The sequence below is a fragment of the Vibrio gelatinilyticus genome, from assembly GCF_022836845.1.
In the GTDB taxonomy this organism is placed as follows: domain Bacteria; phylum Pseudomonadota; class Gammaproteobacteria; order Enterobacterales; family Vibrionaceae; genus Vibrio; species Vibrio gelatinilyticus.
In genome coordinates this window covers 274,940-289,307 of the sequence record NZ_JAJNNZ010000003.1, presented here as the reverse complement: position 1 = coordinate 289,307, position 14,368 = coordinate 274,940, and the positions used below count along the sequence as shown (strand labels likewise).

Sequence of the window (14,368 nt, the reverse complement as noted above, 5' to 3'; positions counted from 1 at the left end):
ATAGACACGAAGGTCGAACCTATGAAAATCTCAATTATTACAGCCTGCCCTAGTGGGGTAGCAAATAGCATCATCGCAGCCGGATTGCTCGATCAAGCGGCAAAAGCACTTGGACATGACGCAACCATTGAGTGTCATTCTAGTGTGGTTGAAACACGGACACTGACAGATCTTCAGATTGCAGAATCTGACGTTATCATTGTTGCGGCTAATGTCCCTGTTGATACCCAACGCCTAGTCGGTAAAAAGGTCTATCAAGCGAGCATTCCTGAGTGCACTAGCGATCCTAAAGCGTTCCTAGCTAACGCAATCGAAAATGCGGTAGAACTATCGGAGGGCACATCGGTTGCTCCGGTTGCAACTGAACAAACAGGCGGCGCGAAGAAGATTGTGGCAATTACCGCATGTCCTACTGGTGTAGCGCACACCTTCATGGCGGCTGAAGCATTGGAAGAGCACGGTAAGCGTATGGGCCACGCGATTAAAGTGGAAACTCGTGGTTCTGTAGGTGCTAAAAACCAACTAACATCTCAAGAAATTGCAGACGCTGATTTGGTCATCATTGCAGCCGATATCGAAGTACCTCTTGATCGTTTTAACGGTAAGCTAATGTACAAAACAAGTACTGGCCTTGCCCTTAAAAAGACCGAGCAAGAGATCAACAATGCGTTCTCATCAGCAACAACCTATTCGCATGTGGGCGGCAATAACCACACTGCTGCAACAGACGAAAAGAAAGGTGTCTACAAACACTTAATGACTGGCGTATCCCACATGTTGCCAGTGGTTGTAGCCGGCGGTTTAATCATCGCTCTGTCGTTCGTATTCGGTATCGAAGCGTTTAAAGAAGAAGGCACACTAGCGGCCGCTCTTATGACCATCGGTGGCGGTAGTGCATTTGCTCTGATGATTCCGGTGTTAGCAGGCTTTATTGCCTTCTCGATTGCTGATCGTCCTGGTCTGGCTCCGGGCCTAATCGGCGGTATGTTAGCAAGTTCAACTGGTGCGGGTTTTCTTGGCGGTATCGCCGCAGGATTCATTGCGGGATACTCAGCCAAATTGATCGCCGATAAGGTATCTCTGCCTCAATCAATGGAAGCACTTAAGCCGATTTTAATCATTCCGTTTATTGCCAGCTTATTCACTGGGCTTGTGATGATTTACATTGTTGGTGGTCCTGTAGCCGGTATCATGGCTGCAATGACCGACTTCCTAAACAACATGGGAAGCGCGAACGCAGTGCTTTTAGGTATTATTCTTGGTGCGATGATGTGTTTCGACCTTGGTGGTCCTGTAAACAAAGCGGCATACACATTTGGTGTTGGTCTGCTGGCATCACAAACTTACGCGCCAATGGCGGCTATCATGGCGGCGGGTATGGTTCCTGCGCTAGGTATGGGCCTAGCGACATTCCTTGCTAAGGATAAGTTTGAAGCGGGTGAACGCGAAGCGGGTAAAGCATCATTCGTGCTGGGTATGTGCTTTATCTCTGAAGGTGCGATTCCTTTCGCCGCGAAAGATCCAATGCGTGTTATCCCATCATGCATGATCGGTGGTGCGCTAACGGGTGCTCTGTCTATGCTGATCGGTGCGAAATTGATGGCTCCACACGGTGGCCTGTTTGTTCTTCTGATCCCAGGTGCTATCTCACCAGTACTGATGTATTTAGTTGCGATTGCTGCAGGTACAGCTGTAACAGGCTTTACCTACGCGTTCCTAAAGCGTCGTGAAGAAGCTAAACAAGTGGCAACAGCTTAACTCTATGCCCCACTCCCCCAGTATTGGCATAATGGCGCTACCTCGGTAGCGCCTTTTTTGTCATCGATTTACACCTAAATGCAACAAAAAACGAGCCTACGGCTCGTTTAATCATATCGGGAAATCGCTTTTTTCCACTCTAAGATCGCCACACTTTAGCTCGCCATGAGCGCCAATTAGGCAACAAGACTGCCGAACGCAACGCAACAATCAGCGCCAGCCATAACCCGACATAGTAACTAATACCGCCACCACCACCTCCGCCCGTTTTTGGCGTGCTTGGTACTTCAATTCCGCCCACATCGTTGATTATAGATCCATAAATATCGATGTATCCGCGCCGGACACTATCATCCGACGTCCTCTTTGGTTGTTCGGCACCACTCAGTACTGAGTTAATCCAATTGCGATGATCTGTGATTTCTGTATAGACGGCTGTCACCTTTGATCCTGGATCACCACATAATGCCGGTCCAAAGCTGGTGATGCCAACTTGCACTTGCGTTCCGTTTTCACTCCAGTAAACCGGACCGCCGGAATCACCCTGGCAAGTTCCGGCCTTAAGGCCAGTAGCGTTGCTGTAATCGCCAGTGAAGCAAATTTGCTTTTCTGTCAGGTTTGAGCCGCCGGTAAAATTACTCGCACAGGTTTGATTATCCACCCAAGTTAAGGTGGCCATTTGCAATTGACTTGTACTCGATGTATTCGTTGCAGTATTTCCGTGTCCAACGGCCTGAAATAGCTCGCTCGCTGTCCGATAGCTCTCATTTGTCGGAATCGTTATATAATTAGCAACAGAAATCGCTTGCTCTAGTTTTAGAATTGCGATGTCGTTGGGTAAAAGCCGTGAGGTAGAATCGACATAGTTATCTGGATAATACACTGCCGAGATTCGGATTTGTTCAACGCTACCATAAGGATAATCATTTTCATCCTGTAGCTTAGGAACAACTACGGTAAATAACTGATTAACCACACTTCCATACAAACAATGCGCCGCCGTCAGCACATGCTCCGAGTCGAGTAGGGTTCCACCACAATAGGAAGAAGGATAATAGATCCCGTCAATTTCGATAGAATCCACAAATAGGCTGACAAATGAAGGAAAATCATCAACGAGCGCATCCTCACCATTGACAATGTATGGAGAGACCTCAATGGACTTTTCTGTATCGCTAGCCACCGATGGCAAAGTCATACCGCATGATAAAATCACAGCGATAACCGTAGCGAGTTGTTTTGGTGAGATTCGATACTGCAATCTCAGCTCCTTAGTTTGAGACTATATGGCTTAATATATTATTAGTATAGTGAACGCGAGTATCAATATTGTCTAGCGCGGCTTTGGATTGCCCATAAATTCTAGGGAGAGAATCACTGTATTCATTTAACTGGCTCATTTACAAATAAAAACACCGCCTATAGGCGGTGTTTTTAATTCGCAAATAACTAACCACGATAATAGCGTTGCGGCACAAACGGTATTTTCTCAACCGTCATCGCTAGTTTCTTACCACGAACATCCGCGAATACTTCTGTTCCCAGAGCAGAAAACTCAGTTTTCACGTACGCCATAGAGACTGGCTTACCCGCAGTTGGGCCAGCAGTACCGCTAGTTACCATACCAATCTCGTTGTCGTCAGCATCAAACAGTTTCGCGCCTTCACGAACTGGCGCTTTGGTTTGACCAACAAGACCTACACGTTTACGTGCCACGTCTTTAGTTTCAATTTGTTTTAGGATGATGTCTGCACCCGGGAAGCCACCTGCTCTCTCACCATCAGTTCGACGTACTTTTTGGATGCCCCAAAGAAGACTTGCTTCGACAGGTGTTGTGGTTGTGTCCAGATCGTGTCCATACAGACATAAACCACATTCAAGACGCAAAGAGTCACGAGCTCCAAGGCCAATCCACTCAACTTCATCTTCAGCAGTTAATGTACGAGCAAGCTCTTCCGCTTTATCAGCAGGCACCGAGATCTCGTAACCATCTTCACCAGTGTAACCACTACGCGAAACGATGCAGTTGCTGCCTAACAGTTCAATTTGAACGACATCCATGAATACCATATCTGCGACTTGCGGAGCGAAACGAGCCAATACAGCCGCAGCTTTTGGGCCTTGCAGCGCGATTAGAGCGCGATCATCAAGAACTTCTAGCTCCACACCATCAACTAAATGAGCCTGTAGATGAGCGATGTCTTGCTCTTTACATGCAGCGTTAACGACAACAAACAGATGATCGCCTAGATTCGCCACCATCAGATCATCCATGATTCCGCCTTTCTCATTGGTAAAAAATGCGTAGCGCTGCTTACCAACCGGTAAATCGATAATATCGACAGGAACCAATGACTCAAGAAGCTGTGCAGCTTTATCGCCGTACAAACGAACCTGCCCCATGTGTGACACATCGAAAAGACCCGCTGAATCACGTGTGTGAAGGTGCTCTTTTTTGACGCCCAAAGGATATTGTACAGGCATGTCATAACCAGCAAATGGCACCATCTTAGCGCCAACGTCAATATGAAGACCGTGAAGAGGGGTTTTTAGTAGGTCTTGAGTAAGATTATCTTGCGTCATCGTTATCTCCATTGAGCTCGACCCAGCTCGTTCATTTTTTATAGTTTGTATTGTCAACGTAAGTAGCAGTAAATGGCCACAATACGAATCGATAGAAAGGTTACGTTAAGGCCAATCAAGAAACCTTGTTTCCAATAGTGGACAAGAATGCGCTGTTTTTGGGTTTTTAACAAGCTGAGAACATGAAAAAATGTGAGCTTTAACATGGTCGCTACATCTTTGAGGGCAAAAGAAAGGCACAGTTCAAAGCCAATTAGCCTCAATTCTGCGCCTTTTTGTGACTTTTAGCCACACAAGCAAACGTTTGCCTTTATTATAAGAAACTTAACTTTTCTGCTTTTATTTGGCAGTCACCCATAAAATATGGGCATCTTCCGCACTGGTAGAGATCAGCATATGTCCCATATTCGCATCGTAATACACGCTGTCCCCTTCGGTCATTTTCATCGGTTCATAGAACTCAGAATAGAACATAACTTCGCCAGAAAGAATGAGAAGAAACTCCTCTCCATCATGCCTAACCCAATCACCGTATTCTTCAAATGCTCTGGCGCGAACCGTGCTCTTAAATGGCATCATCTTTTTATTAGAAAGCTGTGTCGCGAGAAGCTCATGTTCGTAGGTTGGCGTTGGGTGAGGTTTCCCTTCGCCTTTTTTGGTGGAGTCTCTGCGACCAGTTGCGACCTTTTTCTTTGGTGGTTCAAAGAGTTGTGGCATATCGATGTGCAGGCCGAGGGCAAGTTTCTGCATGGCCTGGAAGGTTGGTGAAATCTGCTCATTCTCAATTTTACTTAAGGTCGAACGAGCAAGGCCGGTGCGCTGGCTTGCTTCTTCAAGCGTAATGCCCAATTTAGAGCGTATTTCCTTTATTCGTTCACCGAGCTTTAGCGGCTCAATACGCTCATCCCCAGACTCTTTTGCTAGGGTTAACGATGGATACTCATCATAGATGTCTTCTGACATACAATCCTTCTCAATTTCATGAATTCCCGTTTCTCATATCATTGTTGCATGAAGCGACTTAATGATTAAAGTACACCGATAAAAATAAAGCGTGTTCTAGCTAGCAAAAATGGAAACTGTGTTTCCTATAGGAAATTTTTCATTGATTGTTGTTGCATCCCAGAGTATGTTATCGGCTTGTTAGATGAAGAGATGTTTTTGTCCTGCTTGCCGGGCTCGCTCATGCTGTCGATATTAAAGCCCCTAGCTCTCGTACAGCCGATAATTAAATTCAATTAGTTAAATAACCATAATAATGCTAATTGCTGCAATAGAAGGTCATCTGCCATGAACGCTCAATACCCTAAAAGTTTTCAATCCTCTAGCCTAGAGAGCTTCTTCTCTACTAATCTTTCTGCGACTGATGATGCCGTTTTTACCGGCATTCAAGCTGAATTTATTCGCCAAAACGAACAAATCGAACTGATCGCTTCTGAAAACATCGTTTCTAAAGCGGTGATGCAAGCGCAAGGTACTTGCCTGACAAACAAATACGCAGAAGGTTATCCAAACCGTCGTTACTACGGCGGTTGCGAACATGTCGATACTGTTGAAGCTATCGCTATCGAACGCGCTAAGTCTCTTTTTAAGTGTGAATACGCAAACGTTCAACCACACTCTGGCGCACAAGCGAATGGCGCAGTTAAGCTTGCTCTTCTGCAACCTGGTGACACGATTATGGGTATGTCGCTTGATGCTGGCGGCCACCTAACCCACGGCGCTCGCCCAGCCCTATCTGGCAAATGGTTTAACGCGGTGCAATACGGTGTTGATAAAAACACATTAGAAATCAATTACGACGACGTACGCGCAATGGCTGTAGAGCATAAGCCTAAAATGATCATTGCAGGCGGTAGTGCGATTCCGCGCGTTATCGATTTTGCTAAATTCCGTGAAATCGCAGACGAAGTCGGCGCTATCCTGATGGTAGACATGGCGCACATCGCAGGTCTGATTGCGACAGGCGCTCACCCTAGCCCACTGCCACATGCACACGTAGTGACGACAACAACGCATAAAACACTGCGCGGCCCTCGTGGCGGCATGATCCTCACAAATCACGAAGACATCATCAAAAAGATCAACTCTGCAGTGTTCCCTGGTCTGCAAGGTGGCCCTTTAATGCATGTGATTGCGGCTAAAGCCGTGTCGTTCGGTGAGGCTCTTGGTCCTCAATTTAGCAACTACATCGATAATGTGATTAACAACGCTAAAGTCTTAGCAGAAGTACTGCAATCTCGCGGTTGTGACATCGTCACAGGAGGCACAGATACCCACCTGATGCTGGTTGACTTGCGTCCAAAAGGGCTCAAAGGCAATAAGGCGGAAGAAGCACTTGAGCGTGCGGGGATCACATGTAATAAAAATGGCATACCATTCGATACAGAAAAACCTATGATTACTTCTGGTATTCGCTTAGGGACGCCAGCCGGAACCACTCGTGGTTTTGGCGCTGAAGAATTCAAACTCATCGGTGAGTGGATTGGCGATGTTCTAGACAGCCTGGTTAATAACCCTGAGGGCAATCCAGACGTTGAGCAACGCGTTCGCAAAGAAGTGAAGGCACTATGTGCTCGCTTCCCACTTTACCAATAAAACTTAAATCATCCGTAAAGAATATTCTGGAGATATAACAATGGATAACACTTTGAAGTTTTCTGAAAGCCACGAATGGGTACGTGACAATGGCGATGGTACTGTCACTATCGGTATTTCAGAGCACGCTCAGGAACTGCTAGGCGACGTGGTTTTTGTCGACTTACCTGAAGTTGAAGATGAAATCGAGGCCGGTGAAAGCTTCTCTCTTGTTGAATCTGTAAAAGCAGCGTCTGATATTTATGCACCAGTAACTGGTGAGATCATTGAAATCAACGAAGAGCTAGAAGACAGCCCAGAGCTTATCAACGAAGAGTCTTATGAAGGCGGCTGGATTGTTAAAGTAAAAATGTCTGACGCATCTGAGCTAAACAACCTCAAGAGCGCAGAAGACTACCTAGCGTCTATCGAAGACGAATAAGCAACATACAGGCGTTGCTCGTCTGTTTTAGTGTCGCCTAACGTCAATCGACGCATCAGTAAAAAGCGTCGTCATCCCTGCGTAGGCAGGGATCTTATTTTAGTTGGGCACATACTTTTAGGAGATTCCTGCCTGCGCAGGAATGACTTAAAAAGTAGGAATGACGTTAAAAATTCGAGCAACGATTTTAAAGATCTCGCAGAAGATCTTTGAGAAGGTAAAGGAACCATGACTGAATTACTTCAAAGCCTAAGCACACAAAATGAATTTGTTGCGCGCCACAATGGGCCAAACAAATCTGACCAACAGAAAATGCTGGATGCGATCAACGTACTGAACCTTGATACGCTCATCGACGAAACCGTCCCAGCACAAATCCGCCTTGAAAGCCCAATGACGTTAGACGCTCCAATGAGCGAAACCGACATGCTAACTGAAATGAGAAAGTTTGCGGATTTGAACCAAATAAAACGCACATTCATCGGTCAGGGTTACTACAACACCTTCACTCCAAATGTGATTCTGCGAAACGTTTTGGAAAATCCAGGTTGGTACACAGCCTACACGCCTTATCAGCCTGAAATCTCTCAAGGCCGTTTAGAAGCGCTGCTAAATTACCAGCAAATGGTCATGGACCTAACAGGCATGGAAATCGCTAACGCCTCTCTACTAGACGAAGCAACGGCAGCAGCAGAAGCGATGACGCTGTGTAAACGTGCCGGTAAAAGCAAGAGCAAAGTCTTCTTTGTAGCTGACGATGTTCATCCGCAAACACTTGAAGTTGTTAAAACTCGTGCCGAGTTTATCGGCTTTGACGTTCAAGTAGGTTCACTAGAGTCACTGCCTGAGCAAGACGTATTTGGCGCACTGGTACAATACCCAGGCACAACAGGCGAAGTACGAGACCTAACGGACATCATTACCAAAGCGCAAGCAAACAAAACGCTGGTGACTGTGGCAACAGACTTGCTTGCTTCTGCCCTGCTAAAACCTGCAGGAGAAATGGGCGCAGACGTGGTTATTGGCTCTGCTCAACGTTTTGGCGTACCAATGGGCTACGGTGGTCCACACGCGGCGTTCATGGCAACCAAAGACAAGCATAAGCGTACTATGCCTGGTCGTGTTATCGGTGTGTCTATCGATACCAACGGTAACCAAGCGCTGCGCATGGCGATGCAGACGCGTGAACAGCACATCCGCCGCGAGAAAGCGACATCAAACATTTGTACTGCGCAAGCACTGCTAGCCAACATGGCGGCGTTCTACGCGGTCTACCACGGTGAACAAGGTCTTAAGACTATCGCTCGCCGTACACACCACATGACGGCAATTCTAGCAGCTGGTCTAACGAAAGCTGGCTATGAACTAGCTCACAACAGCTTCTTCGATACCATCACTGTTAATACTGGTGACAACACAGATAAGCTAGTCCAAAAAGCGCTAGCGTCTGACATCAACCTTCGTCAGCTAGAAGGCCAAATTGGTATCAGCTTCGATGAAACCACTACTATCGAAGACATCAACGTTCTATTTGCTGTGTTTGAAGTAAAAGAAAGCGTTGAGACACTATCTACAGAAATTGCTGACAACGAGTTTGCAGCGATTCCTGAAAACTGCCGTCGTACCTCTCGCTACCTAACTCACCCTGTGTTTAACACTCACCACAGTGAAACACAGATGATGCGTTACCTAAAACAGCTAGAGAACAAAGACTTCTCACTAACGCACGGTATGATCCCACTAGGCAGCTGCACCATGAAGCTAAACGCAGCCGCAGAGATGATCCCTGTAACGTGGCCAGAATTTGGTTCTATCCACCCATTCGCACCACTTGATCAAGCAGCAGGCTACACAGCCCTAGCGGATGACCTTAAGAAGAAGCTATGTGAAATCACAGGCTACGATGAGTTCTCACTTCAGCCTAACTCAGGCGCATCGGGTGAGTACGCAGGTCTAATCGCAATCCAGCGCTACCACGAGAGCCGTGGTGAAGGTCACCGTAACGTGTGTCTGATCCCAAGCTCTGCGCACGGTACTAACCCTGCAACGGCGTCTATGGTGTCAATGAAAGTGGTTGTGGTTAAGTGTGACGACAACGGCAACATCGATACTGATGACCTAGCAGCGAAGATCGAGAAGCATCGTGACAACCTATCAAGCATCATGATCACCTACCCTTCTACGCACGGCGTATACGAAGAGCACGTGAAAGAAGTATGCGAAATGGTTCACGAAGCGGGCGGTCAGGTTTACCTAGATGGTGCAAACATGAACGCTCAAGTTGGTCTAACCAACCCAGGCTTCATTGGTTCTGACGTATCGCACCTTAACCTACACAAAACCTTCTGTATCCCGCACGGTGGGGGCGGCCCTGGCATGGGTCCTATCGGTGTTAAATCACACCTAGCACCATTCCTACCGGGTCACATCGAAAACGGTGTTGAAGGCGAAGATTACGCTGTTTCTGCTGCAGACCTTGGCAGTGCTTCAATCCTACCAATCTCGTGGGCATACATCGCGATGATGGGTGAAGCTGGCCTAACGGATGCAACCAAAGTCGCTATCCTAAACGCGAACTACGTAATGGAACGTCTACTTCCGCACTACCCTGTTCTTTACCGTGGCACCAACGGCCGCGTAGCACACGAATGTATTATCGATATTCGTCCGCTGAAAGAAGAAACAGGCATCAGCGAAGAAGACATCGCTAAGCGTCTAATGGACTACGGCTTCCACGCACCAACCATGTCGTTCCCTGTAGCGGGCACATTGATGGTTGAGCCTACTGAATCTGAAGATCTAGAAGAGCTAGACCGTTTCTGCGAAGCAATGATCGCTATCCGCGAAGAAATGACTCAAGTGAAAGACGGCGTATGGCCACTAGACAACAACCCACTAGTGAACGCACCACACACTCAAGTTGACCTTTCAAAAGAAGAATGGGATCGCCCATACTCTCGCGAATTAGGCTGCTTCCCGTCAACGCATCAAAGGACCTGGAAGTACTGGCCAACAGTAAACCGCGTCGATAATGTGTACGGTGACCGTAACCTTATTTGCTCTTGTCCTTCGATTGAGAACTATGAGGATTAATGGAGTTGGTTAACTTCTAGAAATTGAAAAGCGAGCCTTAGTGGTTCGCTTTTTTGATTTATGAGTTACAAAAGTGGATATGTCGCGTAAGGTTCGATATTTATGGGTAATCAACTTGACGTGTATACAAAAACTTGGTAAAACCCCGATTCCCTACACACTAAATAGTTATATAATTGAACAAACTATGAGTCACATATCATTGCTTTTGTGTGATGATGTCATCATAAATCCGCTTTACTCAGGCTAAATATCTTCTAGTAACTACACTTATGCTTAGATATAGGTACCGATTTATTCTAGAGGTATTGCATGAGCCCCATCTTATCCTATGGCTGCATTTTTGGCCTATTGGTAATCCTCTCCGGCTGTGGTGGTGATACCGAACCTGTTAACTCTAATATTGCTCCCAGTATTTCCTTCACTGGTGAACAAAGCATTGTTAATGGGAACGACTTCCTGCTCAATTCTGGCGCAGATGATCCGGATGGCGACAATAACCAGCTGGAATACCTATGGGAGCAAACCGGTGGGTCTCAAACCATTTCTTTTGATGAAACCAGCGCTAATCTGAGCTTTACCGCCCCTAATAATAGCGTCGACGAAAACTACAGCTTTTCTCTGACGGTAACTGATAGCGGCGGCGCCGAAGTCAACGACACCTTTACCCTGCTGATACTAAGTACTACACCACCCAGCATTAGCCTCACTGGAGCGAGCGAAGCCGGTGAGAATAGCCTTTATGCATTAACCGCCAATGCCGATGACCTTGACGGTGACAACAACAATTTAACCTACGCCTGGAGCCAAACCGCTGGCACACAGGACCTCACCTTTGACAACAGCACCAGTAATCTGAGCGTTACCACACCACTACTGAATATTGATGAAATCTATACCTTCAGTTTAACGGTCACTGATGAAGACGGCTTTTCGGTTAGTGACAGTTTCAGCGTCTTGGTAAAAAGTACCGACGCCCCTACCGTGAGCATCAGCGGTGCTAGCAGTGTTAATGAAGGCCAAGCATACATAGCCACCAGCATCGCTGACGACATAGATGGCGACAACAGCGCAATCACCTATGCATGGTCGAAAACCGCAGGCTCTCAAGCTGTAAGCTTCGACTCTAGCGCAGTGGATTTAAGCTTCACTGCGCCAACTGTCGCCAATGATGAAACCTACACCTTCTCACTCACCATCACCGATGAAGATAACTTTACCAATACCGAAACTTTTGATGTCGAAATCATTAGCATCGACCCGCCTACGATCGATAGTTTTACCAGTGCCAGCCTAGTGGCAGAGAATCAATCCTATAGCTTGGCGGCAAGTGTGAATGATCCTGACGGCGAAAACAGCAACATCACCTATGCCTGGAGACAAACCTCTGGTAATCAGACCATTATTTCCGGTACCAACACCAATGCCAGCCCGTCGTTTACTGCTCCGGATGTGGCAGGTGATGAAGATTACACCTTTGAGCTAACCATTAAAGACGAAGATTTGTATACCGCTACTGATACCTTCACCCTTACGGTGGGTCGAGATTTTGATAGCGATGGCGACCCAGATCTGACCGATTTGGATGACGATAATGATGGGACTAATGATGCGTCCGATGACTGCCCCTTCGACAATACTGCTACCGCACAAAGCACCTACTACGAAGACATTGATGGTGACGGTCTCGGTGATGCTCTAAGTTCTGCTCTATACTGCCCTGACGACTTACCGACAGGTTGGGTAGTGAACAATACAGACCCCGTCCCTACAGATCCGTTTAATAACATTGTTATGTTGGTTGACGATGATTCTGCCATCGCCTTGGGGCGCGCCGTTGAGATGAGTGATGACGGCTTAGTATTAGCAGTCGCTGCCGATGGCACAGCCGTGGCGACACTTGAAGAAATCACTAAGCCAAATCAAAATTTACAAATTTTCCGCCGCCTTGATCGAACCATGCCTTTTGCCTACAGCGATAAGGAATTCACCATTTCTCACAACGAAAACCGCGATGCTGACACCTCACCAAATAGGGGGTGGAATGGTAATGAATTAGCCATAAGCCTTTCAGGTGATGGCAATGTTTTAGTTGTGGGGGAACGAAACCAAAATAGAGTTCGGGTTTTTACCTATGACAATCTTGGTGGAAGTTGGAGTTTAGCGGACACCATTGAAAGAACCGATTTAGACGAAACAGCATATGACCATGGTTTCGGCACTTCTGTGACCGTAAATGAGACTGGAAATTATATCGCTGTCAGCACAAATTTGATGCCCTACATTGCCACTTATGATGGCGCTCAATCCGTTGTTATTGTCGGTCCAGCCGGTTTCGATGGCACCTATGCACCCGTAAACACTGGCCACATATCAGGCGATACCTTCACACTAGATCCTGAAACTCGTCTCTATGCCAAACAAAATGGCATATACTGGGATGTTGTATATTCCAATGACTCTACCGGCTGGTACGCTAGAACTTTTGACTCTGACCCGGCTGCGTGGGTAGACGCTGAATCTTTAACACAAATCGGTTTGTCTGAAACTATTGACAACAATGCTTATGTAACAGATTCAGACGGCATTTACGTTCCTAACACTGTCTCAAACAACGTCGACTCTTTTGTGTTGTCGAGAGGCAGAGTAGCTGTTTTTCATAGCTCCGACCTTTCTTCAAATAGTTGGTTACCCAAGACCACTCTTAGCGATGGCACGGGTGACAATGACAATTATGGCTCATCGATCTCATTTACCAATGATGCTAGATACCTACTCGTTGGTGCTAATCAAGTGGAGAATGCCGATACTGGCAAGGCCTACCTTTATAGCCGAGACCTTGGCGATAACACCATTTGGACAATACAACAAACCTTCACGCCAACATACCCAGAAGAAGACTCTGGCTATGCCACCAGAGTTAAAATATCTGCTAATGGGAATATTGTCTTTATTTCCTCTTATCGCGCAGCGCTACCAGATAACTTTTCTACCGAACATGGCTCACTAGAAATTTACAAATACAATAATTTAGATTCATGGGACTTTGTACAGCTATTGCAAGACACTGACAGTGGTATCGACACACCCTACTTCGGGCTGTCACTTGATACTTCGTTTAATGGCGAGCAACTCATTGTCGGCAGTGTCGACTTCAACCCCGTAGGGGGTAACGATATTGGGCGCGCCTATCTATTCGAATACAACAATGGCGACGGTTTGTGGCAAATGAAATTCAAGCATTCGCCTGATCCAAGTGAAATCAACAACTCCAATGCTCGTTATGGCGCCGGTGTGGCTATTAGCTCAGACGGTGCCGCCTATGCTATTGGTGCACGAGGACATAGATACAATGCAGGTAATGTAAATGAAGACGCCGGTAGCGTTTGGTCCAATGCTCCAGATTAATTAATGAGATAATGATGCCTGTTGCATCAGCGGTGCTTGTTGGTAGGCAGCGTCGATTATAAAATTAGTGGCTTATATCGCAGCAAAGCCTTTTTCTACCAACGCGATAATGATTCTGGCCTATGGGAGTTAACGTTTTCTTTCTTGCCTCAAGATAGTAATGACAATGAACGCTACGGTGCTGGGGTTGCTATCAGTGCTGACGGAAATGCATTCGCCATAGGTGCACGTGGCGACAGATACGATGCTGGTTTTGGCTTAAAAAATCATGGCAGCGTATGGAGCAACGCACCCGACCAATAAGCTAAAATACCACTAAACTTAGTTTGCACACACGCGTTACATTTTACCTACGAGGTTAAAAAAAACGCCTTTACTGTTATAGCTTAAGTCGGTCAGGTCATCACTAAAATCACTGGCGTTGTAGCCAATACCGGCTTGCACATTATCATTATACCCGTGATCATTGAAGGTGCTTGATTTTTTCGTCAATGGGGATCATGCCAC

At 46.6% G+C, this 14,368-nt stretch carries 9 protein-coding genes; 6 read left to right on the top strand and 3 right to left on the bottom strand.

What is annotated here, in order from left to right:
- Positions 1-21: 21 nt before the first annotated feature.
- On the top strand, positions 22-1,758 hold the full coding sequence (fruA, locus tag LNL84_RS05460; RefSeq protein WP_244355718.1) for a PTS fructose transporter subunit IIBC: 1,737 nt from the start codon (positions 22-24) through the stop codon (positions 1,756-1,758).
- Between the two features lie 139 nt (positions 1,759-1,897).
- Here the strand turns inward: fruA and LNL84_RS05455 are convergent, their stop codons facing one another.
- The 3 genes from LNL84_RS05455 to LNL84_RS05445 form a co-directional block, all read right to left on the bottom strand.
- The gene (locus tag LNL84_RS05455; RefSeq protein WP_244355717.1) at positions 1,898-3,019 is read right to left on the bottom strand and encodes a S1 family peptidase; all 1,122 of its coding nucleotides are present in this window, start codon (positions 3,017-3,019) and stop codon (positions 1,898-1,900) included.
- 188 nt (positions 3,020-3,207) lie between these two features.
- Positions 3,208-4,341 (bottom strand): glycine cleavage system aminomethyltransferase GcvT, encoded by a 1,134-nt coding sequence (gcvT, locus tag LNL84_RS05450; RefSeq protein ID WP_244355716.1) that lies wholly within the window; start codon positions 4,339-4,341, stop codon positions 3,208-3,210.
- Between the two features lie 339 nt (positions 4,342-4,680).
- Positions 4,681-5,304 carry a helix-turn-helix domain-containing protein gene (locus tag LNL84_RS05445; protein WP_244355715.1) on the bottom strand — a complete coding sequence of 208 codons (624 nt, stop codon included), beginning with the start codon at positions 5,302-5,304 and terminating at the stop codon, positions 4,681-4,683.
- 327 nt (positions 5,305-5,631) lie between these two features.
- Between LNL84_RS05445 and LNL84_RS05440 the strand changes: the two genes are divergently transcribed.
- The 5 genes from LNL84_RS05440 (at position 5,632) to LNL84_RS05420 (ending at position 14,164) form a co-directional block, all read left to right on the top strand.
- On the top strand, positions 5,632-6,939 hold the full coding sequence (locus LNL84_RS05440) for a serine hydroxymethyltransferase (protein WP_244355714.1): 1,308 nt from the start codon (positions 5,632-5,634) through the stop codon (positions 6,937-6,939).
- A gap of 40 nt (positions 6,940-6,979) precedes the next feature.
- Complete coding sequence (gene gcvH / locus LNL84_RS05435) at positions 6,980-7,360, top strand: glycine cleavage system protein GcvH (protein ID WP_244355713.1); 381 nt, start codon at positions 6,980-6,982, stop codon at positions 7,358-7,360.
- A 228-nt stretch (positions 7,361-7,588) separates the two neighbouring features.
- The gene (gcvP, locus tag LNL84_RS05430) at positions 7,589-10,453 is read left to right on the top strand and encodes an aminomethyl-transferring glycine dehydrogenase (RefSeq protein ID WP_244355712.1); all 2,865 of its coding nucleotides are present in this window, start codon (positions 7,589-7,591) and stop codon (positions 10,451-10,453) included.
- A 312-nt stretch (positions 10,454-10,765) separates the two neighbouring features.
- A complete protein-coding gene (locus tag LNL84_RS05425) occupies positions 10,766-13,861 on the top strand; it encodes a PKD domain-containing protein (RefSeq protein ID WP_244355711.1) in 3,096 nt (1,031 codons plus the stop codon).
- Positions 13,862-13,882: 21 nt separating this feature from the next.
- The gene (locus LNL84_RS05420) at positions 13,883-14,164 is read left to right on the top strand and encodes a hypothetical protein (protein WP_244355710.1); all 282 of its coding nucleotides are present in this window, start codon (positions 13,883-13,885) and stop codon (positions 14,162-14,164) included.
- The last annotated feature ends 204 nt before the right edge of the window (positions 14,165-14,368 follow it).

Excerpts from the sequence above, each read along its gene's own strand:
- LNL84_RS05445 (WP_244355715.1), bottom strand. The coding sequence starts at position 5,304 with ATGTCAGAAGACATCTATGATGAGTATCCATCGTTAACCCTAGCAAAA.
- LNL84_RS05425 (WP_244355711.1), top strand. The coding sequence starts at position 10,766 with ATGAGCCCCATCTTATCCTATGGCTGCATTTTTGGCCTATTGGTAATC.
- LNL84_RS05440 (WP_244355714.1), top strand. The coding sequence starts at position 5,632 with ATGAACGCTCAATACCCTAAAAGTTTTCAATCCTCTAGCCTAGAGAGC.
- gcvH (WP_244355713.1), top strand. The coding sequence starts at position 6,980 with ATGGATAACACTTTGAAGTTTTCTGAAAGCCACGAATGGGTACGTGAC.
- gcvT (WP_244355716.1), bottom strand. The coding sequence starts at position 4,341 with ATGACGCAAGATAATCTTACTCAAGACCTACTAAAAACCCCTCTTCAC.
- gcvP (WP_244355712.1), top strand. The coding sequence starts at position 7,589 with ATGACTGAATTACTTCAAAGCCTAAGCACACAAAATGAATTTGTTGCG.
- fruA (WP_244355718.1), top strand. The coding sequence starts at position 22 with ATGAAAATCTCAATTATTACAGCCTGCCCTAGTGGGGTAGCAAATAGC.